21 protein-coding genes and 4 tRNA genes are annotated in these 25,134 nt (G+C 65.5%); 11 read left to right on the plus strand and 14 right to left on the minus strand.

The features are described 5' to 3' along the window. Nucleotides 1-105: 105 nt before the first annotated feature. The 3 genes from C8J46_RS10345 to C8J46_RS10355 form a co-directional block, all read right to left on the minus strand. Complete coding sequence (locus C8J46_RS10345; protein WP_243643316.1) at nt 106-1,056, minus strand: alpha/beta hydrolase; 951 nt, start codon at nt 1,054-1,056, stop codon at nt 106-108. Between the two features lie 291 nt (nt 1,057-1,347). Continuing rightward, nucleotides 1,348-1,424: transfer RNA gene (locus C8J46_RS10350), tRNA-Arg, on the minus strand. Between the two features lie 50 nt (nt 1,425-1,474). After that, a tRNA-Arg gene (locus C8J46_RS10355) sits at nt 1,475-1,551 on the minus strand. A gap of 94 nt (nt 1,552-1,645) precedes the next feature. Between C8J46_RS10355 and C8J46_RS10360 the strand changes: the two genes are divergently transcribed. After that, entirely contained in the window at nt 1,646-2,155 is a 510-nt protein-coding gene (locus tag C8J46_RS10360; protein ID WP_132738517.1) for a hypothetical protein, read from the plus strand. Between the two features lie 144 nt (nt 2,156-2,299). On the opposite strand, the gene C8J46_RS10365 is transcribed toward C8J46_RS10360, so the two are convergent. Genes C8J46_RS10365 through hemB form a run of 3 tightly spaced genes read right to left on the minus strand, consistent with a single transcriptional unit; the run spans nt 2,300 to nt 6,043 of the window. Continuing rightward, on the minus strand, nt 2,300-4,522 hold the full coding sequence (locus C8J46_RS10365) for a fused MFS/spermidine synthase (protein ID WP_132738520.1): 2,223 nt from the start codon (nt 4,520-4,522) through the stop codon (nt 2,300-2,302). Next, nucleotides 4,515-5,054, minus strand: a complete 540-nt coding sequence (locus C8J46_RS10370) for a GNAT family N-acetyltransferase (protein WP_132738523.1) — start codon at nt 5,052-5,054, stop codon at nt 4,515-4,517. The genes C8J46_RS10365 and C8J46_RS10370 overlap by 8 nt, the downstream gene beginning before the upstream one ends. Then, complete coding sequence (hemB, locus tag C8J46_RS10375; protein WP_132738526.1) at nt 5,051-6,043, minus strand: porphobilinogen synthase; 993 nt, start codon at nt 6,041-6,043, stop codon at nt 5,051-5,053. Before hemB ends, C8J46_RS10370 begins: the two co-directional genes overlap by 4 nt. Nucleotides 6,044-6,134: 91 nt before the next feature. Here hemB and C8J46_RS10380 point away from each other — a divergent pair, with 91 nt between their 5' ends. Beyond that, nucleotides 6,135-7,019 (plus strand): diacylglycerol kinase family protein, encoded by an 885-nt coding sequence (locus C8J46_RS10380; protein ID WP_132738530.1) that lies wholly within the window; start codon nt 6,135-6,137, stop codon nt 7,017-7,019. A 195-nt stretch (nt 7,020-7,214) separates the two neighbouring features. Here the strand turns inward: C8J46_RS10380 and C8J46_RS10385 are convergent, their stop codons facing one another. Next, nucleotides 7,215-8,408, minus strand: a complete 1,194-nt coding sequence (locus C8J46_RS10385; protein WP_243643317.1) for a histidine kinase dimerization/phosphoacceptor domain -containing protein — start codon at nt 8,406-8,408, stop codon at nt 7,215-7,217. 83 nt (nt 8,409-8,491) lie between these two features. On the opposite strand from C8J46_RS10385, the gene C8J46_RS10390 reads away from it, so the two are divergent. After that, nucleotides 8,492-9,064 (plus strand): Uma2 family endonuclease, encoded by a 573-nt coding sequence (locus C8J46_RS10390; protein WP_132738536.1) that lies wholly within the window; start codon nt 8,492-8,494, stop codon nt 9,062-9,064. Here C8J46_RS10390 and C8J46_RS10395 read toward each other — a convergent pair whose 3' ends face one another. Continuing rightward, complete coding sequence (locus tag C8J46_RS10395) at nt 9,065-9,421, minus strand: hypothetical protein (protein ID WP_207894155.1); 357 nt, start codon at nt 9,419-9,421, stop codon at nt 9,065-9,067. It lies immediately after the preceding gene. A gap of 113 nt (nt 9,422-9,534) precedes the next feature. Next, complete coding sequence (ettA, locus tag C8J46_RS10400) at nt 9,535-11,214, minus strand: energy-dependent translational throttle protein EttA (protein ID WP_121884658.1); 1,680 nt, start codon at nt 11,212-11,214, stop codon at nt 9,535-9,537. Between the two features lie 122 nt (nt 11,215-11,336). Between ettA and C8J46_RS10405 the strand changes: the two genes are divergently transcribed. The 4 genes from C8J46_RS10405 to C8J46_RS10420 all read left to right on the plus strand — a co-directional run bounded on the left by C8J46_RS10405 (nt 11,337) and on the right by C8J46_RS10420 (nt 14,109). Then, the gene (locus tag C8J46_RS10405; RefSeq protein WP_132738539.1) at nt 11,337-12,740 is read left to right on the plus strand and encodes a M20/M25/M40 family metallo-hydrolase; all 1,404 of its coding nucleotides are present in this window, start codon (nt 11,337-11,339) and stop codon (nt 12,738-12,740) included. 154 nt (nt 12,741-12,894) lie between these two features. Then, nucleotides 12,895-13,161: a hypothetical protein gene (locus C8J46_RS10410; RefSeq protein WP_031393308.1), complete on the plus strand. Its 267-nt coding sequence runs from the start codon at nt 12,895-12,897 to the stop codon at nt 13,159-13,161. Between the two features lie 135 nt (nt 13,162-13,296). Further along, nucleotides 13,297-13,372: transfer RNA gene (locus C8J46_RS10415), tRNA-Ile, on the plus strand. Nucleotides 13,373-13,860: 488 nt separating this feature from the next. Next, complete coding sequence (locus tag C8J46_RS10420; protein WP_132738542.1) at nt 13,861-14,109, plus strand: hypothetical protein; 249 nt, start codon at nt 13,861-13,863, stop codon at nt 14,107-14,109. Nucleotides 14,110-14,211: 102 nt separating this feature from the next. Here the strand turns inward: C8J46_RS10420 and C8J46_RS10425 are convergent, their stop codons facing one another. From C8J46_RS10425 to C8J46_RS10435, 3 genes are all read right to left on the minus strand, one after another. Continuing rightward, complete coding sequence (locus C8J46_RS10425) at nt 14,212-15,357, minus strand: CaiB/BaiF CoA-transferase family protein (RefSeq protein WP_132739526.1); 1,146 nt, start codon at nt 15,355-15,357, stop codon at nt 14,212-14,214. Nucleotides 15,358-15,468: 111 nt separating this feature from the next. Further along, nucleotides 15,469-17,247: a DUF885 domain-containing protein gene (locus C8J46_RS10430; protein WP_132738545.1), complete on the minus strand. Its 1,779-nt coding sequence runs from the start codon at nt 17,245-17,247 to the stop codon at nt 15,469-15,471. 16 nt (nt 17,248-17,263) lie between these two features. Next, the gene (locus tag C8J46_RS10435) at nt 17,264-19,369 is read right to left on the minus strand and encodes a prolyl oligopeptidase family serine peptidase (protein WP_132738548.1); all 2,106 of its coding nucleotides are present in this window, start codon (nt 19,367-19,369) and stop codon (nt 17,264-17,266) included. Between the two features lie 98 nt (nt 19,370-19,467). Here C8J46_RS10435 and C8J46_RS10440 point away from each other — a divergent pair, with 98 nt between their 5' ends. Beyond that, nucleotides 19,468-20,652 carry an alpha-hydroxy-acid oxidizing protein gene (locus tag C8J46_RS10440; RefSeq protein WP_132738551.1) on the plus strand — a complete coding sequence of 395 codons (1,185 nt, stop codon included), beginning with the start codon at nt 19,468-19,470 and terminating at the stop codon, nt 20,650-20,652. Nucleotides 20,653-20,678: 26 nt separating this feature from the next. On the opposite strand, the gene C8J46_RS10445 is transcribed toward C8J46_RS10440, so the two are convergent. Together C8J46_RS10445 and C8J46_RS10450 are read right to left on the minus strand one after the other, a co-directional pair. Further along, entirely contained in the window at nt 20,679-21,098 is a 420-nt protein-coding gene (locus tag C8J46_RS10445) for an SgcJ/EcaC family oxidoreductase (protein ID WP_243643318.1), read from the minus strand. 8 nt (nt 21,099-21,106) lie between these two features. Further along, a complete protein-coding gene (locus tag C8J46_RS10450) occupies nt 21,107-22,780 on the minus strand; it encodes an EAL domain-containing protein (RefSeq protein WP_347812379.1) in 1,674 nt (557 codons plus the stop codon). 124 nt (nt 22,781-22,904) lie between these two features. Here C8J46_RS10450 and moaA point away from each other — a divergent pair, with 124 nt between their 5' ends. The 3 genes from moaA to C8J46_RS10465 all read left to right on the plus strand — a co-directional run bounded on the left by moaA (nt 22,905) and on the right by C8J46_RS10465 (nt 24,872). Next, the gene (moaA, locus tag C8J46_RS10455; RefSeq protein ID WP_132738560.1) at nt 22,905-23,933 is read left to right on the plus strand and encodes a GTP 3',8-cyclase MoaA; all 1,029 of its coding nucleotides are present in this window, start codon (nt 22,905-22,907) and stop codon (nt 23,931-23,933) included. Further along, entirely contained in the window at nt 23,930-24,709 is a 780-nt protein-coding gene (locus C8J46_RS10460) for an NAD kinase (protein ID WP_132738563.1), read from the plus strand. The genes moaA and C8J46_RS10460 overlap by 4 nt, the downstream gene beginning before the upstream one ends. Nucleotides 24,710-24,797: 88 nt before the next feature. Then, nucleotides 24,798-24,872, plus strand: a tRNA-Asn gene (locus C8J46_RS10465). Nucleotides 24,873-25,134: the final 262 nt, after the last annotated feature.

The raw sequence follows: 25,134 nt of genomic DNA on the forward strand, positions 1-25,134 counted from the left end.
TAGCTAATCGAGCGCATCGCTCCATTACATCGACCTTTCCAACTGGGCCCCGGCCTTCGCCGGGATGGTACTATGTCGGTTAGGTTGGTCTGTTTGCCCTCGCCCTCACCCCGCCGCGAACGCAGCCCTCACAAACCGCGCACAAGCCTCCGGCGCCGTCACCGGGATCATGTGCCCGCCTTCGATCGTATCGATCTTCGCCCCCGGGATAGCCGCCGCCGTCCGGTGGCCGTTATACGCAGGATCGAGAATCGCATCCTGCCGCCCGAACAGGATCCGGGTCGGCACGCCAATCTCGCCATACCGCTCGACCATCGGCGTCAGATCGTCGTTCACGCCGCCCAGATCCGCCGCCGCCGCCGCGATCGCGATCGGCCGCTGCGACAGCGCACCACCGCCGCGAATCGCGAAATCCTCGGGCACCGCCTCGGGCGCGAAAATACCTTCGAGCGTCTTTGCAGAGGTCAGCCGGCTCAGCGGCGTCCCGATGATCTGTGCAAACCCGCGACGCGCCCCCGCCGGCACACGTGCGAGGCCACGGAAGCTCTCCGGCACCTCTTCCTGCGGTCGGGTCAGCGGCGCGATCAGCGCGAGCGCGCGGACCAGGTGCGGATGGTCCAGCCCTACAGCCAAGCCGATCGCGCCGCCAAGCGAATGCCCGACGAGCAACGGCCGATCGAGCCCGAGCTTCTGGATGAAGTCGGCGATGATCGCGCCCTGCGCGACGATCCCCGGCGTCGTGTTGCCGGTCGCGGTCGAATAGCCCGAGCCCGGCCGGTCGACGACGATCACGCGGTAGTCGTCCTTGAGCAGGTCGACGAGCGCATAACTGAAGTTCCGCAACTGCCCGCCAAGGCCGTGCACCATGACGATCGCTGGCCCGGATCCCATATCGATATAGTGCAACCGGGCGCCCGCGACATCGAGGAAGCGCCCCTCCGCAGGCACCAGTTCCTCGGCCCGCCGCGCGACCCGGCTAGAATAGAGCGACAGCGCGATCCCCGACACCGCCGCGAGCAGCGCGCCACCGATCAATCCCTTGCCCGTCCGCCTCATCACCATCTCCTTCACTTCGCTTGTGCCCCGAACGCGCAACCAAGTCCAAAGTCGCAACACATTCGAGGAGCTCGCCGCCCGCGTCGAACGCCCGACCCACGAAGGCGGTGCGCCCGCAGATAGACAAGCTCGCACGATACCGGCCACGACCGCCAGGCAAAGCCCGCGTTACGGTCGATCGACAGAAGGGCGGAATGATGCACGTGCTCGTAAAGATGGGCACTCGGCTCGACGCGACGCCGCAATTGCTAGATCGCATCGCCGCGTGGCCGAAAACTCGATGATGAAGAATGGTGCACCCAGAGCGATTCGAACGCCCGACCCTCAGATTCGTAGTCTGATGCTCTATCCAGCTGAGCTATGGGTGCATCGCCGTCCCGTGTCCGGTTCGACAAGCCCGCTATGAAGCGGAAAATCCTGGTGCACCCAGAGCGATTCGAACGCCCGACCCTCAGATTCGTAGTCTGATGCTCTATCCAGCTGAGCTATGGGTGCACTGGAGGGGCGCTGATAGCAGGCATTTTCGGGGGCGCAAGGGTTTGCCGCGAGAAAGTTGTGTACGAACGCTTGGCGGCATAGAGCGGCAGGCATGAAACACGCCTCTTCGCTCCGCTTCGCATCGTTCGCGCTGGTCCTCGCAACCGGCGCGTGCAGCGAGGATCCGAACACCTATCCGTCGCTCGGGAAGCGCCCGGTCGAGAAGCTGGGATTTGCCGAGCCCGAGGTGAAGGCGGCGGTGGCGGCCCCCGATCCCGCGCTCGACAAGGACATTGCGACGATCTCGGCCAAGCTCAATGCCATCACGACCGGTTTTGCGCGCGACGCGGCGAAGGCGGAGACGCTGGCACGATCGGCACGCGGTGCGGCGGTCGGCAGCGACGCATGGATTACCGCGCAGACCGCCCTGGCGGGTCTAGACGACTGGCGTGCGCAGGGCTCGTCGCTGGTGACCGATATCGAGGCGCTGGCGACCGACCGTGCGGCGAAGCTCCAGCCGGATTATCCGGCGCTAGCGGCGATCCGCGCGAAAGCGCAGGCGGAGAGCGATCGTCAGGGCGCTACGATCACCCGCATCCAGGCAAGCATGCCGTCCGCGTAAGCGCACCCTTCTAATCCTCCCCCGCCAGGGGGAGGTGGCGCGAAGCGACGGAGGGGGAGGACACGGAGCGGCGGTTGCACTGACCTCCCCCTCCGTCTGGCAAGCGCCAGCCACCTCCCCCCTGGCGGGGGAGGATCGAGAGGTTCAGAACCCCTTCAGCAGCGGCAGGATCGTCGAGTAATCGTCGGTCCACGCCGCAAAGCCTTTCCGCGGCGTCAACGGCGTCCAATCCAGATCCTTCGCCCGCAACGCCGCAATTCCCCGCGGGTCGCGCGACAGCGCCACCCAGTCCGACGCCGACGCCCGATCGACCAGCGAACTCGACGGCCGGTATTTCATCTCGACCGCGATCCAGCCGCCCTCCTGCGCCGCGGCGGCGATCACCGGTTCGAGATCGATGAACCGGTTCGAGATGTGCACGAGCAGCAGCCCGTCGCGTGCCAGCACTCGGCCATAGGTCGCGAACGCCTCGCGCGTCATCAGATGCATCGGCACCGAATCCGACGAGAACGCATCGAGCGCGAGCAAATCGAGGCTGTTCGACGCATCGTGCGCGAGCGCCACGCGGGCATCGCCCAACCGGATCTCCGGGTTTGGCAGGCACCGCGACAGATAGGTGAACTGGCCGGTATCGCGCGCGATGCGGACGACCGCCGGGTCAATCTCGTAAAACCGCCAACGTTGGCCCGGCCTGGCGTAACACGACAGCGTCCCCGTCCCGAGCCCGACGACGCCGATCCGCGCGGCCGGACCGTATAACGCCGGTGCGGCCTGCATAGCCTGCCCGACGCCCGAGCCGGCCGAGTAATAGGTGGTCGGCGTCCGCTCACGGTCGGTCGAGCCGCGCAACTGGATACCGTGGACGGTCGTGCCATGATCGAGCTCGCGCGTGCCGCCATTGGGTCCCGGCTCGTCACGCACGGTGTAGACACCAAAATAGCTGCGCACGCGCGCGCCCGATTCGATCGAGAGTTCGAGGCTGCGATACCCGCCGAACAGGACTAGAGCGCCCGCCAGAACGATCATGTACGGCACGCGCGCACCGATCGCGGCAAAGCCGAGCGCGGCGATGACCAAGAAATCGAGCCCCTGCCGGCTCTCGCCGAACACGCCGGTCGGATCGGTGATCCGCAACCCGGCGACGACCGCGATCACGATGATGATCGCCGCCAGCGCGATCCACTTGCTCGGCCCCTTGCCCATCCAGAGCGCACGAAACTGGCCGAACAGATACATCTGCGGCACCAGCGCGCCAGCCGCCAGGATCAGCAGCGGATACTCATAGGTCCAGTCGAACACCACCGGCGCCACGAGCGCGGCAAACACCCCGCCAAGCGCCCCACCCGCCGACATCGCCAGATAGAAGCCGGTCAGCCGATCGGGCGCAGGCCGCTTCCGGTACAGCGTGGTGTGCAGAGCGACCGAGATCATGAACAGCAGCACCAGCGCGATGCCCGCGCTGAAGAACGGGCGCTCGTTCACCCCGCCCATGATGATCCCGCCGAACAGCAATATCGTGATCGGCGCGATCCGGGTGAGCAGGTCGGCGAGCCAGCGATCGTTCGCAAACGCCACGCTGAAGCTCAACAAGTACAGCCCGAGCGGGATCACCCACAGCAGCGGCATCGCAACGATGTCGGTGGTGATGTACGTCGACGTTGCGAGCATCAGTCCCGACGGCACGAGTGCGAGCGCGATCCAGTGCGCGATCCGTTTGGTCCCCGGCGGCGGGCTGGTCGCGGCGACGTGATCGACCGCCGCAGTCTTAGGCAGCCGCGTGGCGCAGGCGAGCACCAGCACGATCAGCAGCAGATACCCGCCGCTCCAAAGCAGGCTCTGGCCGTGCACCGCCATCAGCGGCTCGACCAGCAGCGGGTACGCGATCAGCCCCGCAAAACTGCCAAGATTGGACGCAGCATACAGCGCATACGGATCACCACCGCCGCTCGCATCGCTGAACCAGCGCTGGATCAGCGGCGCCTGCGCGGAAACCGCGAAGAACAGCGGTCCGATCGACAGCCCGAGCAGCCAAGGCACCCACAGCGCCGGCTGCGCCTCCGCCGAAGGTGCCATCGCGACCAGCCCGATCGGCAACCACAACGCCGCAACGATCAGCACGCCGAGATGAATCGCCGCTTGCGCGCGGGGCCTGACCCGCCCGAGCCAGTGCGCGTACGCATAGCCCGCGAGCAGCAGCGCCTGATACACGAGCATCGCCGAGTTCCACACCGCCGGCGCGCCGCCGAGCCGCGGCAACGCCATCCGCGCCACCATCGGCTGGACCAAAAACAGCAGGAACGATCCGGTCAGGATCGTGGCGACGAACATCGTCCGGCACCAGCGCGCCATCAACGGGGTTTCAGACATAAGCGGGACGGTCGATCCGGTAGAGGATGTGGCGGCGGTGAGCGTCGTCTTCAGCCAGTTTGGGATGATCGAAATTGCCGTCGACCACGCGGTTCATGCCCAGCCGTTCCATAAGTGTGCGGCTGGCCGTGTTTGCAGGGACCGTGATTGCCCAGACCGTCGGGAGGTTCAGCACCCGCCAGCCCCAGGCGAGCGCCGCATCGGCTGCCTCACGCGCGTAACCCTGCCCCCAATGCTCGCGCACGAGGCTCCAGCCGATTTCCGGTTCAGCGTCGATCGGCGTCCCGACCGGGCCCGGCTTGATCCCGCACCAGCCGATGAACGCGCCGGTATCGCGTCGTTCGAGCGCCCAGAAGCACGCGCCATAGTCGGCGAGGATCGCGTTCTGGCGCATCACCCACGCGGCGGAATCGATCGGCGACGGTGCCGGCCCGAGATACGCCATCACCGCCGGATCGGCGCACATCGCGTGATGCGCGGCGGCATCGTCATCGCGCCAGCCAAGCAAAGTCAGCCGCTCGGTCGCGATCATCCGCCGAGCAATTTCGCCGCATGCGCCGCGTGGTACGTCAGCACGCCCGAGCAGCCAGCGCGCTTGAACGACATCAGCGCCTCCAGCACCATGACGTCGCGCTCCGCCGCGCCCGCCGCGACGGCATGCTCGATCATCGCATACTCGCCGGACACCTGGTACGCGAACACCGGTACCTCGAACGCCTGGCGAACGCGAACGATGATGTCGAGATACGGCAGGCCCGGCTTGACCATCACCGTGTCGGCTCCCTCCGCAAGGTCCATCGCGACCTCGCGGATGGCTTCCTCGGCGTTGGCATTGTCCATCTGGTACGTCTTTTTGTCGCCCTTGAGCAGCCCGCGCGAGCCGACCGCATCGCGGAACGGCCCGTAGAATGCGCTCGCATACTTGGCGGCGTAGGACATGATCTGGACGTTATGGTGCGACTCCGCTTCCAGCGCGTTGCGGATCATGCCGATCCGACCATCCATCATGTCCGACGGCGCGATGATGTCGGCGCCCGCATTCGCTTGGTTGAGCGCTTGCGCAACGAGCATCTCCGCGGTGGTGTCGTTGACGACATAGCCGGCGTCATCGACCAGCCCGTCATGGCCATGGCTGGTGTAGGGATCAAGCGCGACGTCGGTCAGCACGCCGACCTCGGGCACCGCGTCCTTCAGCGCGCGGATCGCCTGGCACATCAGATTGTCGGGGTTGAGCGCCTCACGACCATCCTCGGTTCGGCGCTCGACCTGCGTATACGGGAACAGCGCGATGCACGGGATGCCGAGATCGCGCGCCTCGCGACCGCGCGCGACGATCCCGTCGACCGACCAGCGCGACACGCCCGGCAGGCTGGCGATCGGTTGCTCGACGCCCTCTCCTTCGGCGACGAACAGCGGCCAAATCAAGTCGGCAGGCGTCAGCACGGTCTCAGCATGGAGGCGGCGGCTCCAGGCGGAGGCGCGGGTGCGACGGAGGCGAAGCGCGGGATAGCTTGCGGTCATGCGGCGAGCTTTGCGGGATGCGCGCGGACGGATCAAGCGTTACGCAAGAGCGTTACGGGTGCGAAACCGCATGCCGTGCGTTGGGGGCCTTATGTCGAACGATACGATCACGTCCGCGGCGCTCGTCGTCAACGCCAAGTCGCGCAAGGGCCAGAAGCTGTTCAAGCGCGCCTGTGCGGCGATGTCGGGGCTGCCCTATGAGGTCGATGCGCATGCGGTCGAGGATCCGAAGGACCTTGAGTCCACCGTCCTGCGCGCGCTGGCGAAGAAGCCCGACCTGCTGATCCTCGGCGGCGGGGACGGTACGGTCAGCGGCTTGGTCGACCTGATGGTCGACCACGACGTGATCCTTGGCGTTCTGCCGCTCGGCACCGCCAACAGTTTCGCACGCACGCTTGGCATTCCGCTGAGTATCGAGGGCGCGGTCGAAGTCATCCGCACCGGCAAGCCACGGCGGATCGATCTCGGCATGATCGACGGCGATTATTTCGCGAACTGCGCGGCGATGGGCATCAGCCCGAAGATCGCCGAGACCGTGCCGCACGGACTGAAAAAGGTCTTCGGCAAGGTCGGCTATCTGGCCTGGGCGACGTACCAATATATGCGCTTCCGCCCGTTCACGCTGATCGTCGGCGAGGGTCCGACCGCGGTGAAGATCCGCGTCGTCGAAGTGCGGATCTCGAACGGGCCGTATCACGGCGGCACCGAACTGGTGGATGCTGCAGCGGTCGATTCGGGTGAGATCGTCGTGCAGGCGGTGATGGGCCATGTGAAGCGCCGGCTGGTACAGAATTGGTTCTCCAGCGTGTTCCGTCTCGAATCGCGGCATGAGAAGGTGCGCGATTTCCGCGGCAAGAGCCTGAAGATCAACACGATCCCGCCGCTGCCGATCTCGATCGATGGCGAGGTCCTGGCGAAGACGCCGGTGACGGCGAAGGTGGCGGCCGGGATCATCCGCGTGATGGCGCCGGCCTAAGGGCGCGGTCGCAAGTAGCGTCACCTCTAACTTCCTTGTTTTCCCGCGAAGGCGGGAGCCCAGTCTGGCCCCCCGCCTTCGCGGGGAAACAATTACCGGGCAACATCGTCTGAGATCGCACCACCCCGGCGAAGGCCGGGGCCCAATTGGAAAGGTCGCAGTAGCGAAGCGCAGCGCTCAGTTTAGAGACGCTGCCTAAGCAGCCTCATCGGCCCGCGGATCGGGCACGTCGAGCGTCGCGCACGTCCCTACCGCAGCATTCTCGATCGTCACGGTCCCGCGCAGCTGGCGCGCAAGGCTGCCGATCATCCGCATTCCGAGACTCTTGCGCGACGCCGTCTTCAGGTCGAAGTCCACCGGCAATCCGCCGCCCTCGTCCGACACCGTCAGGACGATTCGCCCATCCGCGCTGCGCACGGTGATCAGGATCACGCCACCGTCGTCGCCATAGGCATATTTGATCGCATTGGTGACCAACTCGGTGACCAGTAGCCCCATCGGGATCGCCACGTCAGCGCTGATCAGGATGGGTTCGATATCGCAGTCGATCCGGTGGTTGAGCGATTGCTCGCCCAGCCCCGTCGCGATCCCGCAGACCAGATCGTTGAGCGCGACGATGCCGACCTGATCGCCGCGCCAAAGCTGGTCGTGCGTTTGCGCAATCGCGGTGATCCGCGCCTGCGCATCGCCGAGCAGACGCCGGATCCGCGGATCGTCGTCCTCCTGCATCTGCAGGTTGAGCATCGCCGACACCAGCGCGAGGCTGTTCTTGACGCGGTGGCTCGCCTCGCGGGTGAGCAGCTCCTGATGCTCCATCGCCTCGCTCAGCCGCTGTTCGGCCTGCTGCCGCTCGATCGCGACGCCGATGAGGTTGGCGAACCCTTGCATGAACGCGAAATCGGCGGGCTCGAACTGCCCTTCGTCGGGACTGTCGACCTCGAGCACACCGAAGCGCTTGCCCGATGTCTCGACGAGCACGTTGATCGCGCGCCGGATATTGTGCCTCGCCATGAACTCGGGGGTCCGGAACCGCTGTTCGTTCTCGAGATGGTTCGAGATCACCGGCAGCCCCGTCTCCAGCGCGAACCCAGCAGGCGAGCCGAGATCGGTGCGCATCTCGGTCGACCCGACCACCCCCGGCTCCCAGCCGATGCCCGCCCGCACCAGCAGCGTATCCTGTTCGGGACGATATTCGAGGAACTTGCAATATTTCGAGCGCATCCCCTCGCCGCACAATTCGGTGGCGCGCTGCAACATCGGCTGCAGATCGCGCGCGCGCAGAGCCTCGATCCCGAAATCGGCGAGGATCGACTGCTGGCGAAGGCGATACTGAAGCTCGCCCGCACCCGGAGCAGTATCCCCGCCGGGAGAGATTTCGACGATAGCCACGTTGAACTCCGCTATACTGGACGCGTCCGGGGGCGTGATCGGAACGCCTTGGGGACACTCGCAGATCATGGTAGATCACCCCCATGAACGAGATGGTGCCTCTTACCACCGTGCCGCTCCCCGTAAAACTTCGGGTCGAGGACTATCTGATGCTCGACGCCGCCGGCGCGTTCGAGGGCTATGGCAAGACCGAGCTGCTGGACGGGGAAATCGTCTACATGAACTCGCAGCACCGGCCGCACGCGCGGATCAAGTCACGGCTGTTCCGCCTGATCGCTGATGCGCTCGATAATCTGCCGATCAATCTGGAGGCGTTGGTCGAAGGATCGGTTTCGATGCCGCCCTACAACGTCCCGGAGCCCGATATCGCCGTGACCGCAGAGCCGGAGGGCGAGGGCCTGATCCCGCTTGCATCGCTCGCACTGGTGATCGAAGTTGCCGATACTACGCTGCGCAACGACCTCGGCCGCAAGCGCAAGATCTATGCGCGCGAAGGTATTGCTGAATATTGGGTAGTCAACGTCCGCGCCGGGATGATCCACCAGATGTGGGCGCCAGTCGGTGATCGCTTCACCCAGTCGCGTGATGTGCCCTTCGACACGGGAATCGAGTCGGCGACGATCCCGGACTTGAGGGTAAACACCACCGCGCTTTAGTCAGTGCATCGCCTGCCGGACGAAACTCTGTGCGCCTGCCGGATCGAGCAACGCCAACGTGCCGCCCTGAAAGTTCGGATCATACATGACCTCGGACCGGGTCCATTCGGGCACCTGCACCGCGTCCAGCGAGGCGGCATCCGACTGCTCGATTTCCGCGAGCTCAAGCCCGGGCAGCGCCGCGAACAGCGCGTATTCCTCAAGCGTCAGATACGTCGTCACCAGCGGCCGCGCGAGCGGATCAGGGACGTCGTATTTCTTCGACAACTTCAGGACCACGCGCCCGCCGACGCTGTCGGTCATCCGCCGCAGCCGGCACCGCGTATCCATAATGTAGAGATCCTCGATCAGGATCAATCGGCAGCCATCCAGCGACGGCCGCTTCAGAGGATCGACGAGGAACCGCCGCTCACGCTCGACATGCGAGTATTTGTGCCAGTTCCTCGTCGAGGCCTCTCAGCACGCCATGATCAGCGAGTCAGCTTCTTGTAGGACAGCGCGGTCGGACGATCCGCCGCATCGCCCAGACGGCGGCGCTTGTCCTCTTCGTAGGATTCGAAATTGCCTTCGAACCATTCGACATGGCTGTTGCCCTCGAACGCCAGGATGTGCGTGGCGAGACGATCCAGGAAAAAGCGATCGTGGCTGATCACCACCGCGCACCCTGCGAAATTCTCGATCGCTTCCTCGAGCGCGCCCAGGGTCTCGACATCGAGATCGTTGGTGGGCTCGTCGAGCAGCAGCACGTTGCCGCCGCGCTTCAACATCTTGGCGATGTTGACGCGGTTGCGCTCGCCGCCCGACAGCTTGCCGACGTTCTTCTGCTGGTCCTGGCCCTTGAAGTTGAACGCCCCGACATAGGCGCGCGTCGACTGGTCGAACCCGTTGACCTTCATCGAGTCGAGGCCGTCGGAAATCTCCTCCCAGACGTTCTTCTTATCGTCGAGATGATCGCGGCTCTGGTCGACATAGCCCAGCCGCACGGTCGAACCCTTGTCGATCGTGCCGCTGTCCGGTGTCTCCTGCCCGGTGATCAGCTTGAACAGCGTCGACTTGCCGGCGCCGTTCGGACCGATGACGCCGACGATGCCGCCTGCGGGCAGCGTGAACGAGAGGTTCTCGAACAGCAGCTTGTCGCCGTACGCCTTGGAGACGTTCTCCAGCTCGATCACCTTGCCGCCGAGGCGCTCGGGCACCTGGATGACGATCTGCGCCTTGCCGGGGCTGCGGTTTTCCTGCTGCGCGACGAGGCGTTCGAAGTTGGCGATACGCGCCTTAGACTTGGTCTGCCGCGCCTTGGCACCCTGACGAATCCATTCGAGCTCGTTCTTGATCGCGGTCTGACGACCGGATTCCTCGCGATCCTCCTGCTCGAGGCGCTTGGCCTTCTTTTCGAGATAGGTGGAGTAATTGCCCTCGTACGGGAAATACTTGCCACGATCGAGCTCCAGGACCCAGCCGACGACGTTGTCGAGGAAATAGCGGTCATGGGTGATCATCAGCACCGCGCCCGCATAATCCTTCAGGTGGTTCTCCAGCCACTGGACGCTTTCGGCGTCGAGATGGTTGGTGGGCTCGTCGAGCAGCAGGATGCCCGGCTTCTGGATCAGCAGGCGGGTCAGCGCGACGCGGCGCTTCTCACCACCCGACAGCTTGTCGACCGGCCAGTCGCCCGGCGGGCAGCGGAGCGCTTCCATCGCGACCTCGAGCTGGTTGTCCAGCGTCCAGCCGTCGACCGCGTCGATCTTTTCCTGGAGCGTGCCCATCTCTTCGAGCAGCGCGTCGAAGTCGGTGTCGTCCTGGGGATCGCCCATCTCGGCGGAAATTGCGTTGAAACGGTCGACCATGTCGGCGACGCCGCGCGCGCCGTCCTTGACGTTCTCCAGCACCGTCTTCGAGGCGTCGAGCTGCGGCTCCTGCTCGAGATAACCGACGGTGACGTTCTCGCCCGGCCATGCCTCGCCAGTATAGTCTTTGTCGATGCCGGCCATGATCTTGATCAGCGTCGACTTGCCCGCACCGTTGGGGCCGACGATGCCGATCTTGGCGCCATGATAGAACTGCAGGTTGATGTTCGACAGCACCGGCTTGGGCGCGCCGGGGAAGGTCTTCGTCATGTCCTTCATGACATAGGCGTATTGGCCGGCCACGTGGGTCTCCGTTCGGGTGTTCGTGAGGGCGGGATTGATCTGCGCATGTAAGGGCAGGCGCGAAGGTTGGCAACGCGCGCGCTCGGACCTAACGGTGGGTCGACTACCAAGGGGAATAGCCGATGACGCGTATCGCACCACTTCTGGCGGCCTGTGCCGTCATCACCGCCGTTCCCGTCGTGGCGCAGCGCACCGCCGCGCCGGCGACCGCCGGCGATGCGAAGGTCGCTGCACTCCGTGACAAGGCGCTGACCGACGACACCGCCTACAAGATCGTCGAGGGGATCACGACCGAGGTCGGTCCACGCATGACCGGCACCGAGGCGGCACCGCGGGCGCGCGCCTGGTCGGTCGCCAAGCTGAAGGCGCTCGGGTTCAAGAACGTGCGGATCGAACCATACCAGCTGCCGGTCTGGTCGCGCGGCACGGAGAGTGGCGAGTTGATCGCGCCCTATGCGCAGAAGCTGCATCTAATCGGCCTCGGCAATTCGGGCGCGACCCCGCCGGGCGGGCTGACGCTGCCGATCGTTTATTTCGCGACATACAATGACCTTGCGCTTGCCGCCGACGGCAGCCTGAAGGGCAAGATCGCCTTCGTGTCGAACGCGATGCAGCCGACCCAGGACGGGTCGAGCTATGGATCGCAGGGCACCGCGCGCTTCGTCGGACCGAACGTCGCCGCCAAGAAGGGCGCGGCGGCGATCGTGATCCGGTCGATCGGCACCGATCACGGCCGCGGGCCGCACGCGGGCAACACCAATTTCGACGCGGGCGTGACGCCGATCCCCGCCGCCGCGCTGTCGGTCGCGGACGCCGAGCATGTCGAGCGGCTGGTGAAGCTCGGCAAGCCGGTGACGCTGAAACTGGTGCTCGAAGACAAGCAGGCCGGGATGCAGGAATCGGGTAACGTCGTCGCCGAGGTTCCGGGCACCGATTCCAAGGCCGGCATCGTGCTGGTCGGCGGCCATCTCGACAGCTGGGATCTCGGCACCGGCGCGATCGACGACGGCGCGGGGATCGCAATCACTGCGGCTGCCGCCAAGATCGTCATGGACAGCGGCCAGCGCCCACGCCGCACCATCCGCGTCGTCTGGTTCGGCGACGAGGAGAGCGGCGGCTTCGGCGGAGCCGCCTACGCCAAGGCGCACGCCGGCGAACGCCATGCCACCGCCGCCGAATCGGATTTTGGTGCGGATCGCGTCTGGCGGTTCGAAAGCAGCCTGCCCGCCGAGGCCAAGCTCATCGAGGATCGCCTGGCCGTCGCGCTCACCCCGCTCGGGATCGTCCGTGGTGCCGACACCCCCCATGGTGGCACCGATGTCGGCCCGGTAATCGCCACGGGGGTAGCCGGAATCGACCTCAATCAATCGGGCCTGCGCTACTTCGATTACCATCATACGCCCGAGGATACGCTGGATCTGATCGACCCCGAACAGCTTCGCCAGAACGTCGCCGCATGGACCGCGATGATCGCGACGGTCGCCAACGCGCCTGAGGAAATCGGTTCAATCGTGCCCGGAAAGTGACCAGTCGCTGCAACCGAAACGTCATCGTTCTGCCGCAAACCTTGCGGACAGATGAATTTAGCGGATTGACCCCCCGCCGGGGTCCGCTATTTGACGTGACTTCGCGACGGCAATCGGGTCGGCCGCGAGTGAAACTATGCTTGGGAGCATTCGAATGAAGAAGATCGTTCTGATCGCTGCTGCCGCCGGCCTGATGTCCGTCGCAGCCTGCAGCAAGTCGCCAGAAGCCGCCGCCGTTGAGAACAACGCGGACATGCTGGCTGACAACATGGAAATGCAGGCTGACAACATGGACGCCATGGCGGACAACACCTCGAACGCAGTCGCTACCGACGTGCTCGAGAACGCTGCTGACAACATGAACGCAGCTGCCGACAACGTCCGTGACGCTGCCGACGAGAAGACCGACAACATGAACTAAAATCTGTCGGGCGTTTCTACGCTCGATAGGATTTAGTGTCGGAAAGGGCGTTCCTTCGGGAGCGCCCTTTTTCTTTGCGCATTTGCTTTGCGCCCTTTTGCCCGATGATCGCTTGCGCTAACGCAGGCGCCGGTGGGGCCTGTAGCTCAACGGTTAGAGCTGGCCGCTCATAACGGCTAGGTTGCGGGTTCGATTCCTGCCGGGCCCACCAGTCTCCTCGATCATCACTACCTTACCTCGTCAAGAAGCCGAAGAAATGCGTGGTTTGTGGGGGTCTTTCTTCTCACACGTTCCATATGGCGAACTGAGAGAGTGGTGCAGATGGGGGGATGTTTGGGGGTATCGCCTGAAACGGCGCCGACGATACCCCCAAGCAGTGCGATTCTGCCGGGCCCTCCAACTGCTCCGCATTTCGCGCGGCATATAATTTGCGCTGAGCCGCTGCCCCCTGATCCATCGAAAACCCCGGTTCGTTAAAAACCTAGTGGCGGTTCTCGTGACTTTAAGTTCGCCAATAACAACAGCTTGCCCGCCATATCTAGGCCGGGAACAGCTTGCGGTGAGTTGCGGCCGACATACTACCCACCACAACTTTATAAATATTAGAGTCCCGGTCTTTAACGTTTGTGAACAATCGACCCTGCATGTAGGTTTTTGGTGGCTACGGCGGTGTTCGCCGTGCTCTCGGGAGACTTTGTAATGTTTATCAAATCCTTCGCCATGGCGGCTGCTGGCCTCGCCCTCGTTGCCGCACCTGTCGCTGCAAGTGCTGCTCCGGCTGCCAGCCTGTCGGTCAGCAAGGCTGCTCGCTCGGGTTCGCAGACCGCAGACAAGAGCAAGGTCGGCGGCGATGGCGGCATCATCATCATCGCGCTCGCCGCGATCGCAGTTGGCGGTGGTCTGTATCTCGCCATCGACGGCGATAGCGACAACTCGGACAGCAACTAATCTACTGGGCCGGTGTGCAAGCACCGGCCCGCATTCTGTCTCGTGCCAGCTATCCGGTAACGGGGTGAACGTCACATCGCACCGAACCGCTGACCTCGAGCCTCAGGCGACGACCCCGCCGGTCTTCAACGCCGCGATAGCTGCGGTCGTATAGCCGATCTCCGCCAGCACGTTCTCCGTATCGGTCCGTTCGCCGGCCATTTGCGGTGTGGTGGTCGGTGTTGCCGAGTAACGCGGCGCAGGCGCTGGCTGGATCACACCACCCGCCTCGACGAACGTCCCCCGCACAGCATTGTGCGGATGCGCAGGCGCCTCGGCCAGCGACAGTACCGGCGCGAAACACGCATCGGTGTGTTCGAGGATCGCACACCAATCATCGCGAGTCCGGGTCGCGAACACCGCCGCCAGCTTTTCTTTCAGCGCAGGCCAGCCGCGCGGATCCATCTGGCGATCGAACGCGGGATCTGCCGCCAGCCCCGCCTTCTCGCGCAGCGCCGCGTAGAATTGCGGCTCGATCGCGCCGATCGAAACATATTTGCCGTCAGCGCAGGCATAGGTGTCGTAGAAATGCGCGCCGCTATCGAGCAGGTTCACGCCGCGCTCGTCGCGCCACAGGCCCTGCCCGTGAAAGCTCCAGATCATGCTCATCAGCAGCGCGGCACCATCGGTCATCGCACAGTCGATCACCTGCCCCTGCCCGGTCGTCCGCGCGTGGAGCAGCGCGCTGACCATGCCGAATGCGAGCATCATCGCACCCCCGCCGAAATCGCCGACCATGTTGATCGGCGGCGTCGGCTTCTCACCCGCACGCCCGAACGCGTGTAGGGCCCCGGCCAGCGCGACGTAATTAATGTCGTGGCCCGCAGCCTGCGCGTACGGTCCGTCCTGCCCCCAGCCGGTCATCCGGCCATATACGAGCCGCGGATTGCTCCCGAGCAGCACGTCCGGCCCGAGCCCCAATCGTTCGGTCACGCCAGGCCGGAACCCCTCGACGAAGCCATCCGCCGACGCGACCAGATCGCGGACGACACCGATTCCCGCGGCGGACTTGAGATCGACCGCAATCGTTTTCCGCGATCGCAGGAGGATGTCCTTGGCAGGATCGCCGCCCGGCCCGCCCCTTTTCGCGTCCGGGCGCTCGATCCGGATCACTTCCGCCCCGTGATCCGCGAGCATCATGCAGGCGAACGGCGCGGGGCCGATCCCGGCAAGCTCGACGATCCGGATCCCGGCAAGCGGGCCGCTCATCGCCGCACCCCCATACCGCGCCAAAGACGATATCCTGCCATAACGCCTCTCCGATGGCTTATTATCGGAGCAGGGTCACAGCATTCGCAGACCCGGTCAAGCGACCGACCCTTACCCGATCGGCAGGTCGAGCAGCAGCTCCCGGACATAGCGGACCGGCGGCGAACCATGCGCGAGCAGCGCATCGTTGTAGCGCTTCAGGTTGAACGCCGCGCCCTCACGCTTCCTGACCTCGTCCCGCAGCGCCATATGCTCCGAATAGCCGGTGAAATAGCTCAGCAGCTGCGTCGAGCCGAGCGACGCGCGGACCCATTTGCCCGCCGCCTCGCGCTCCTGCTGGAACGCGGTGTGCGTCATCAGCTGCATCGCCTGCTCGCGCGTCATGCCCTCGGTATGGATGCCGATGTCGAGCAGCGAGTTCGAGATCGAGCGCAGCCGCATTTTCAGCACGGTCAGCTTGAACAGCGGATCGCCGTTCAGATAGCCCTCGTCCGCCATCATCCCCTCGGCGTACACCGCCCAGCCCTCGACGAACGGCCCCGAGCCGAGCACCGCGCGCAGCGTCGACTGCGTGGCATTGGCGTGCGCGAGCTGGAGGAAATGCCCCGGCATCGCCTCGTGCACCGCCAGGTCGTGGATCATATAGTCGTTATATTCACTCAGGAACGACGTCGCCTGCGCCTCGGTCCAGTCGTCGGGGATCGGCGACACCGCGAAAAACGTGCCGAGATTCTTCTCCAGCGGGCCCGGTGAATCGCAATAGGCGACCGCGACGCCCTGCTGGAACTTGGGCATCGTGATGATCTTCACCGGACCGTCGGGCATCCCGACCAGCCCCTTGTCGCGGACGAAGGCAGTCGCCTGCGCCAGCGCCTTGGTCGAGGCGTCGATCATGCCGTCGCGTGCAGGCCGCTTGGCGTAGGTGAGTTCGAGCGCGAGCTGGATCCCCGCCTGTTGCTGCGCATCGGAGGGCTTTTCGGGGAGCAGGAGCGCGTCCTTCTTGGCACCGAAGATCTGCCGCGCGATCGCGTACATCTGCGCGCGAGTATCGACGATCGCGGCCTGCGCACGACGCTTGATCTCGGTACGGGTCAGATCCGACTGAAGCGCAAAGCGGAGCTTCTTGTCGTAGAGCGCCGCACCAAGGCGGAAGTCGCCCTTCGCACCGGGGACGAGCGTCTTGTCGAGCCAGACCTGATGCTCGGCGACCGCCACCTTGAGTTTCACGAGCGCGGCGTCGAACCGCTTGGCGTCCGCTGCCGACAACTCGCTCTTATGCGGCGCGAGCATGCTCTCGGCGATGTCGACGATGCCGCTGTTCTGCTTCGCCACCGTCGTCGCATAGATCGAGGGCACCCGCGCAACCACGATGTTCGCGCGCGCCTGCGCCAGCAGTGCGGGAAGCGCCTCCATCCGTGCCGTCGCTGCGTTCAGGCGCTGCGGCCATGGCGCGAAATCGCGCGCGGCGAGCGAGTAGAGCGAACTGCCGGCAATGTCGTTATAGACCTGCGGATCCCACGCCCAGCCGCCGAGCGTCTCGGTGTCCCAGATGTCGTAGCGCAGCGCATTGTCGAGCAACGCCGCATCGACCTGCTCCTCGCGCGACAGGGCTTTCCGGTCGATCCGCTGGAGGTCGGCGAGCATCGGCTTCGAGAACGCCTCGCGCTTGGCGCGCCCCGCAGCCGACATGTCGGTGATCTGCGCATCGAACCGGTGATCGCCGAGCGACGTCGCCGACGACGGATTGAGCCGGGCGAGGCCATCGACATAGCGCTTCGACAGCGACGCGAACGCAGGGTTCTCGGTTTGCGCGGCCAGCACGGGCGCAGGGATCGACAAAACGGGGAGCGCCAGGATCGCGGCGCCGAGTAGCAGACGGAAATTACGCATCATGAATTCCTGATGATCAGCGCTGCGGCGCGGTGACGAGTTGCGAGTTGAGATAGACGGTAACGAGCGCCGCACGCTTGGCGTCCTCGATCTTGTCGGCGCCCGCCGCATGGCCGCCCTCGGGGTTCTCGTGATAGAAGAACGGATCGCCATACGCCTCCAAGCGCGCCGCGAATTTCCGCGCGTGGCCTGGGTGGACGCGGTCATCCTCGGTCGAGGTGTAGATGAACGGCAGCGGGTATTTCACCCCGCGCGTGAGGTTCTGATACGGCGAGTATTTCGAGATGAACGCCCAGTCCGCCGGCTTGTCCGGGTCGCCATATTCACCCATCCACGACGCCCCCGCCGACAGATGCGAGTATTTCTGCATGTCGAGAAGCGGTGATCCCATCACGATCGCGCCATACAGGTCCGGCCGCTGCTCCATCGCGACGCCGACCAGCAGACCGCCGTTCGACCGCCCCGACACCGCGATCTTCCGTTTCGCGCTGACACCGGTGCGAACCAGATCGTCGCCGACCGCGTGGAGATCGTCATACGCCTTTTGCCGGTTCTCGCGCAGCGTCGCCTGATGCCAGCGCGGCCCGTATTCGCCGCCGCCACGGATGTTGGCGAGCACGAACGCGTTGCCCTCCTCGACCCAGAACAGCCCCGCCGGGCCCGACCGGTACGGCTGGTCGACCAGATAGGTCGGCGTCTGCGCATTGCGGAACCCGCCATAGGCATGGACGAGCGCAGGCACCGAGCCGGTCGTGCCCTTCTTGCGGACGAGGAAATACGGGATCTTCGTCCCGTCCTTCGAGGTTGCGAACCGCTGTTCGACCTGCATCGTCGAGGCATCGAACCGGGCGGGCAGCGTGTCGACCGCGACCGGCTTGGCGGCGGGGCGGATGGCGTAGAGCGCGGGCGGGCTGAGGAAACTCTCGACCATCGCGAACGCGAGATCGTCTTTCCCCGCGGTCGCATCGAGATGGATCGTCGAGGATGCAGGCAGTGCCGCGACCGATTGCGTCCAGCTGCCGTCCGCATCGCGCGCGAGCGACACCAGCCGCCCGGAAACGTCGTCGAGCATCTTCACCCACAGCACCGACTTGCTCGAATCGACCTGCTCCACCGCCTGCGTCGCGGTCGGCACCAGCACCCGCTCGATCGTCGGCGCACGGCCAGCCAGCACGTCGGCGATGCTGTAGGCGACGATCGCCCCCGCCGGCACCCCGCGCCAGTCGGAGGCGAGCGTCGCGATTAGCCGGCCGTCGAGCACAGTGTTGATCACCGCATCGTCGGGCAGCGGCGATGCCACGAGCCGTCCGTCGCTGGCGACATGGCTCCGCTTCGAATGGAAGAAATCGGTGTCGCGGACGACCAGCGGATAGCGCTGCTCGCCATCCGGAAACACGCTGACGTTGATCCCTACGTCGTCCTGCGTCGCACTGGCGATCTCGGTCGCGGCGGTCAGTGGCGTACCGCGGCGCCACAGCTTGGCGGTGCGCGGATAGCCCGACTTGGTCAGGCTGCCGGCGCCAAAGTCGGTTGCGACATACAGCGCGTCCGGCCCGGCCCAGCTCAGCCGCGTCTTGAAGATCGGCACGACGAAGCCGTCGGTCACGAACTTGCCCGAAGGAATATCGAACTCGCGCTCGACCACTGCATCGCCGCCGCCGTCCGACAGCGCGACCATGCAACGGTCATAAGACGGCGAACGACACGTCACGCCCTTCCACACCCAGCTCTTGCCCTCCGCCTTGCCCAGCGCATCGACGTCGATCAGCGTCCGCCAGACCGGCTTGCCGCCGGTGAACGACGCCAGCGACGCGACCCGCCACAGGCCCCGCACGTTGGTCTTGTCCTGCCACAGGTTGAGCACCTGGTCGCCGAGCTCGTCGTCGGGCGTCGCGATCTGGCGGTCGGCCTGCAACAGGTCGAGCGCGCGCTGGCGGTAGCGCGCAAAGCCCGGCTTCGCCTCCAGCGCAGCGAGCGACCGCGTGTTCCACTGCTTCACCGTCTCCAATGCACGCGCGCCGTGAATATCCTCGAGATACATGTTCGGATCGACGGCTGGCGTCTGGGCGATCACGCTCGTCGACAATGCGAGAAGAGCGAGAAGAGGCAGGCGGAGGGACATCGTCGGACTTTCTGTAATCGGTCGCGCATCCTTAGGCACAAGGAATGACTTCGTCACCGGTAGCGCCGTATAAGGTCCGCAAAACATAGGAGAGGATTATGGCCGTGGCCCCGAAGACTGCGCCGCATTTCGGCGATTACCAGAACGCGATTTACTTCGCCGGGCTGAACGGCGTGGTGCCGAGCGTGCCGGTCGATTTCGCGACGCTGGAGGCACGCGCGTCCGCGGCCTTGCCCCCCGCGACGCTTGCCTATCTCCAGGGCGGCTGCGGCGACGAGCATACCCAGCGTCACAATGCCGATGCCTTCGCACATTGGGGAATGACGCCGCGGATGATGGTCGACTGCACCCGCCGCGATCTGTCGATCGAGTTGTTCGGGATGACGCTGCCGACGCCGCTGTTCATGGCCCCGGTCGGGATCAACGGGATCTGCACGCAGGATGGCCATGGCGATATCGCCGCGGCACAGGCGGCGGCGATCACCGGCGTACCCTTGTGCCAGTCGACGCTGTCGAACGATCCGCTCGAAGACGTCGCCGCGCGGTTCGGCGACACCCCCGGGTTCTTCCAGCTCTACACACCGAAGAACGATGCGCTGACCGAAAGCTTAGTGCGCCGTGCCGAAGCCGCCGGGTACAAGGCGATCGTCGTGACGCTAGACACCTGGGTAACCGGCTGGCGCCCGCGCGACCTCAACACCGCGAACTTCCCGCAGCTCCGCGGCCAAGTGCTCGCCAATTATTTCAGCGACCCGGTATTCCGCGCGATGCTCGAGCGCCCGCCCGAGGAGGACGGCGCGGCAGCGGTCCGGCAATGGGCAGGCGTGTTCGGCAAGGTACTGACCTGGGCCGACATGCCCTGGCTGCGCTCGCTGACCAAATTGCCGCTGGTCTTGAAAGGCATCTGCCACCCCGACGATGCACGCCGCGCGATCGATGCGGGCGCCGACGCGATCTATTGCTCGAACCATGGCGGGCGGCAGGCGAATGGCGGGATCGCCGCGATCGACATGCTGCCTGAAATCGTAGCGGCGTCGGGCGCGACGCCGGTGCTGTTCGATTCCGGCGTGCGGTCGGGCACCGACATGGTGAAGGCGCTCGCGCTCGGTGCCACCGCGGTCGGGGTCGGCCGCCCCTATGCCTACGGCCTCGCGTTGGGCGGCGCGACAGGCGCGGCGCATGTGTTAAAATGCCTGCTAGCGGAGGCGGACCTGCTGATGGCGGTCAACGGCTACCCGACGATCGCCGACGTCCGCGCCGCCGGTGCCACACGCCAGCACTGACCGATCCTCCCCCGCCAAGCGGGGGATCAGCTACTGTGATCGGCAATGATCTGCCACGCTGTACCACGCCGCGCGAAGACCAACGTCGTCATGCCGCTTTCGGTCGTCGATGGCCCAGTCAGCGTCCAGCGCGCGAACAGCATCGCGTGACGCGGATCGATCCCGCGCATCTCCAGGAATGCGAACGACAGCGTGCCGCGCGCATTGCCGACGCCGCGAAAACTCGGTCGGTATTTTTCGGCGATCGCCGGCTTGCCACGCAGCAATCCCTTCGGCGTTACGAACACCGCATCATCGGCGTACACCGCCATGAACCGCGCGAGATCACCCGCATTCCACCCCGCCGCGCTTGCCTCCATCGCCTGGCGTATCGCGGTCTCGGCGGGCACGGGCGCCGCCGCCGTGGCCGTGGCCGTGGCAGCGATCAGCGCGAAGGGAACGATCAAGGCCTGCATCATTCCCTCGCCATCAGTTCGAGCAACCCCGCCTCGCCGACCGGTTCGGACAGCAGGAACCCCTGATACAAGCTGCACCCTCCCGCGGCGAGCAATTCGAGTTGCGACGGCGTCTCCACCCCTTCGGCGACCACCGCAAGCCCGAGTGAGCGCGCCATCGTGATCGCACCCGCCACCACCACGCGGTCACGCGCGCTGCCGTCGATATCGCGCACCAGCGACTTGTCGATCTTCACGTAATCGAGTGGCAGCGACTTCAGATAGGCGAGGCTCGAATAGCCCGTCCCGAAATCGTCGATCGCAACGCGACACCCTGCCCCCCGCAGTTCGGCAAGCAAGGCAGACGCCGCCGCCAGATCCTCGATCAGCCCCGTCTCGGTAATCTCGACGGTCAGCCGCCCCCGCGGAAACCCGCTCTCGTCGATCCGCGCGAGGAACAGCGCCGCAAACCCCGGTCGCGTGATATCCGCCGCAGTCAGGTTGAGCGACACGCGCAGCGTTCCCAGAGCCTCCGGCCACGCCACCGCACGCGCGAGCACCAGTCGCTGGATATGATCCGACAACGCGATGCCGAGGTCCGCGCGATCGGCGGCATCGAACAGTGTATCCGCCCCGAGCGGCCCCAAGGTCCGGTGGTTCCACCGTGCCAGCGCCTCGACCCCGGTGATCCTGCCGCTCGCAATCTCGACCTGCGGCTGCCAGCGCAGATCGATCTCGTCGCGTTCGATCGCGTGGTGCAGGTCGATCGCGAGCGCATCGATCGGCGCGACGCCATCTGGCAGCGCGACGTGGAGCACCGACCCGTCGCTCGCCTTCGCCTCCGCCAGCGCCTCGCTCGCCCGCCGCAGCAGCGCCGCCGCATCGTCGCCCGGCTGGCGCTGTGCCACGCCAAACCGGCAGCCGAGCACCGCACGCGTATCCGCCACCCGGAACGGCCGTGCGAGCGCCGCATCGAGCGCGGTGATCGCCGCGGTCACCGCAGCCCCCGACGCCTCGATCGCCAGCGCGAATTCGGACCCGCCAAGCCGCGCGACGATCGAATCGACACCGATCGCAGCATGAGCGATCGTCTCGGTCCGGCGCACCGCCGCCTCGATCAGCGCATCGACCGCGGGCCGGCCATGCGCGGCATTGACGATATCGAGCCGCGACAGCGACACCAGCACCACCGCAACGGGTAGGTCGGCGGCGATACGCCCGACGATCCAGCGGCGGACATCACCGGTCTCGCGGTCGTACAACGACACGCCGGGGATCCTGCGCCGATCGATCGCGCTGCCTGCGGTGCGCACCGCATGGCGGCCGGCAAACCGCAACGCCTGGACGAGTTCGCCGTCACTCGCCGGGCTCGTGAGGAACTGCGTCGCGCCCGCATCGAAGAACTCGCCGACCGCGCCGACGTCGCCGCGCGACACCAGCACCAGCAGCGCGGCGCCATTGGTCGCGATCAGCCCGCCCAGCGCCAGCGTCGCCGCCAGCCCCTCTTCGAACGCGCCACGTGCGTCGATCAGCGCGACCACCGCACCGCTCGCCATAAAGCGGCTTTCGATCGCTTCGGCATCGCTCACGACCTGCGCATGCCAGTCCGCGCTGACCCCTGCGCATGCCAAAATCTCTGCGATTTCACCGCGTTGACGGAACGATACCGCGAACAGCGTCGTTGCCGTCTGCATGTCTTCCATATCCGTCGCACCCTGCTCCATCGGTGCGAGCCTAGCTGGCGTATCGCCCCCCGCCAATCCATTACCAGCCGATCCGGCCTTGTTCCCGGGACAGTCCGGTCCTAGCTCTGAAGGCATGACGCTCGCGCCCGCCCTCAACCAGAAGCCGTTGCGCGACACGCATGGTCGTACGATCAAGTATCTGCGGATTTCGGTCACCGATCGCTGTGACCTGCGCTGCCGCTACTGCATGTCGGAGAAGATGACGTTCCTGCCGCGATCGAAGCTGTTGAGCCTCGAAGAGATCGCGATCATCGCCGAGCGCTTCATTGCGCGTGGCGTAACCAAGATCCGTCTTTCCGGCGGTGAACCCCTCGTGCGGCGCGATGTCGCCGAACTGGTCCAGCGGCTTGGCCACAACATCGGCGCCAATGGACAAGGGGGGGGTCTCGAAGAGCTGACGATGACCACCAACGGCACGCGCCTCGCGCAGCATGCCGAAGCGATGGTCGATGCGGGCATCCGCCGCGTGAACGTCAGCATGGACAGCCGCGACCCTGAGCGCTTCCGCTACATCACCCGCCACGGTGACGTGTCGCAGGTGATCGGCGGCATCTACGCGGCGCGTGATGCAGGGCTGGCGATCAAGATCAACATGGTCGCGCTGAAGGGCTTCAACGAGGACGAGATCGCGCCGATGCTGGCCTGGTGCCGCGACGAAGGCTTCGACCTGTCGCTGATCGAGACGATGCCGCTCGGCGCGATCGATGAGGATCGCACCGACCGCTTCCTGCCGCTGACCAAGGTGTTCGAAGACCTCGGGCAGCAGTTCACGCTCGCCCGCGACGCGCACAAGACGGGCGGCCCGGCACGCTACTGGAATGTCGACGGCACGCGCACGCGCCTCGGGTTGATCTCGCCGCTGACCGCCAATTTCTGCGACGGCTGCAACCGCGTCCGCCTGACCACCGAAGGCAAGCTGTACATGTGCCTAGGCCATGACGATCAGGTCGATCTCAAGGCCGCGCTGCGCGAAGGCGGCACCGCTGGCCTCGACGAGGCGATCGACGCCGGCCTGTTCGCCAAGCCGAAAGCGCACGACTTCCGCATTGGCCAGGGCGAAGGCCCCGCAGTCGCGCGCCACATGAGCGTCACCGGCGGATGAGCCGATACGAGCGGCGGGCGCTGGTCGCGTCCAACACCCCGCCCGCTCGTGCCGCTGAGGCCCAGCTCGCCGACATGGCCGACTGGGTGCCTGTCGAAGACGCCGACGTGATCATCGCGCTCGGCGGCGACGGCTTCATGCTCCAAACGCTTCACGCGATGCTGGAGCGCCGCAAGCCGCCTGTGCCGGTATTCGGAATGAACCTCGGCACGGTCGGCTTCCTGATGAACGAATGGCGCCACCACGGCCTTACGGACCGTCTCGAGCGCGCGAAACCGTTCAAGGTCGTCCCGCTCAGCATGACCGCGCTCGGCGTCGACGGGCGCACGCACACGCTTCCCGCGATCAACGAGGTATCGTTCCTGCGCGAAACCCGCCAGACCGCGAACCTCGAAGTGACGGTGAACGACCGCATCGTCCTGCCCGAACTCGCCTGTGACGGCATCCTCGTCGCCACCCCCGCGGGTTCGACCGCGTACAACCTCTCCGCGCATGGTCCGATCCTGCCGCTCGGTTCGGGGATGATCGCGCTGACCCCGATCAGCCCGTTCCGCCCGCGGCGCTGGCGCGGCGCGATCCTGCCCGACAAGGCGCGCATCGGCATCCGCGTGCTCGATCCCGGCAAGCGCCCCGTCTCCGCGGTCGCCGACCAGCGCGAGATCCGCGACGTCGCGCAGGTCGACATCTGCATGGATCGCGCGCGCGAACTGACGCTGCTGTTCGATCCCGAGCACGCGCTCGACGATCGGATCACGATGGAACAGTTCGTCTCCTGACCGTGATTTATCGCGGACTTTGCATTTTTGCGGAGAAACCTGCTTGCATCGTCCGACTGGCCGTTTATAGAGCCGCCTCCGGCAACGTTCCCTGATAGCTCAGCGGTAGAGCTCTCGACTGTTAATCGAGTGGCCGTAGGTTCGAATCCTACTCAGGGAGCCATTTTTTGCCAGGAAATCCTCGGCTTTTGCTGAGATTGGCCGGTGGCAACGCCCCGCCGTTATTACACACATTATGACATTCGCGGTTCGTTCTCACGCGTTGATACGGCCGGTCTGTTGTCACCGCACGATCAGATTGTCATCCGCCCCGCCGTACTCTGCGCCCAAGGAATTAGCGCCAGCATGACCGTCGCTAGCGACAACTCGCGCGGCCCGCTCTTCGCAAAACACTTGCCAGCGTCCAAGACTGAAGCCGGATCTCT

Source organism: Sphingomonas sp. PP-F2F-A104-K0414, from assembly GCF_004340945.1.
Lineage (GTDB): Bacteria > Pseudomonadota > Alphaproteobacteria > Sphingomonadales > Sphingomonadaceae > Sphingomonas.

Coding starts and splice junctions, on each gene's coding strand:
- C8J46_RS10345 (WP_243643316.1), bottom strand. CDS start 1,056: ATGAGGCGGACGGGCAAGGGATTGATCGGTGGCGCGCTGCTCGCGGCG.
- C8J46_RS10360 (WP_132738517.1), top strand. CDS start 1,646: ATGAAACACGCCTCTTCGCTCCGCTTCGCATCGTTCGCGCTGGTCCTC.
- C8J46_RS10365 (WP_132738520.1), bottom strand. CDS start 4,522: ATGTCTGAAACCCCGTTGATGGCGCGCTGGTGCCGGACGATGTTCGTC.
- C8J46_RS10370 (WP_132738523.1), bottom strand. CDS start 5,054: ATGATCGCGACCGAGCGGCTGACTTTGCTTGGCTGGCGCGATGACGAT.
- hemB (WP_132738526.1), bottom strand. CDS start 6,043: ATGACCGCAAGCTATCCCGCGCTTCGCCTCCGTCGCACCCGCGCCTCC.
- C8J46_RS10380 (WP_132738530.1), top strand. CDS start 6,135: ATGTCGAACGATACGATCACGTCCGCGGCGCTCGTCGTCAACGCCAAG.
- C8J46_RS10390 (WP_132738536.1), top strand. CDS start 8,492: ATGAACGAGATGGTGCCTCTTACCACCGTGCCGCTCCCCGTAAAACTT.
- C8J46_RS10405 (WP_132738539.1), top strand. CDS start 11,337: ATGACGCGTATCGCACCACTTCTGGCGGCCTGTGCCGTCATCACCGCC.
- C8J46_RS10410 (WP_031393308.1), top strand. CDS start 12,895: ATGAAGAAGATCGTTCTGATCGCTGCTGCCGCCGGCCTGATGTCCGTC.
- C8J46_RS10420 (WP_132738542.1), top strand. CDS start 13,861: ATGTTTATCAAATCCTTCGCCATGGCGGCTGCTGGCCTCGCCCTCGTT.
- C8J46_RS10425 (WP_132739526.1), bottom strand. CDS start 15,357: ATGAGCGGCCCGCTTGCCGGGATCCGGATCGTCGAGCTTGCCGGGATC.
- C8J46_RS10430 (WP_132738545.1), bottom strand. CDS start 17,247: ATGCGTAATTTCCGTCTGCTACTCGGCGCCGCGATCCTGGCGCTCCCC.
- C8J46_RS10435 (WP_132738548.1), bottom strand. CDS start 19,369: ATGTCCCTCCGCCTGCCTCTTCTCGCTCTTCTCGCATTGTCGACGAGC.
- C8J46_RS10440 (WP_132738551.1), top strand. CDS start 19,468: ATGGCCGTGGCCCCGAAGACTGCGCCGCATTTCGGCGATTACCAGAAC.
- C8J46_RS10450 (WP_347812379.1), bottom strand. CDS start 22,780: ATGCAGACGGCAACGACGCTGTTCGCGGTATCGTTCCGTCAACGCGGT.
- moaA (WP_132738560.1), top strand. CDS start 22,905: ATGACGCTCGCGCCCGCCCTCAACCAGAAGCCGTTGCGCGACACGCAT.
- C8J46_RS10460 (WP_132738563.1), top strand. CDS start 23,930: ATGAGCCGATACGAGCGGCGGGCGCTGGTCGCGTCCAACACCCCGCCC.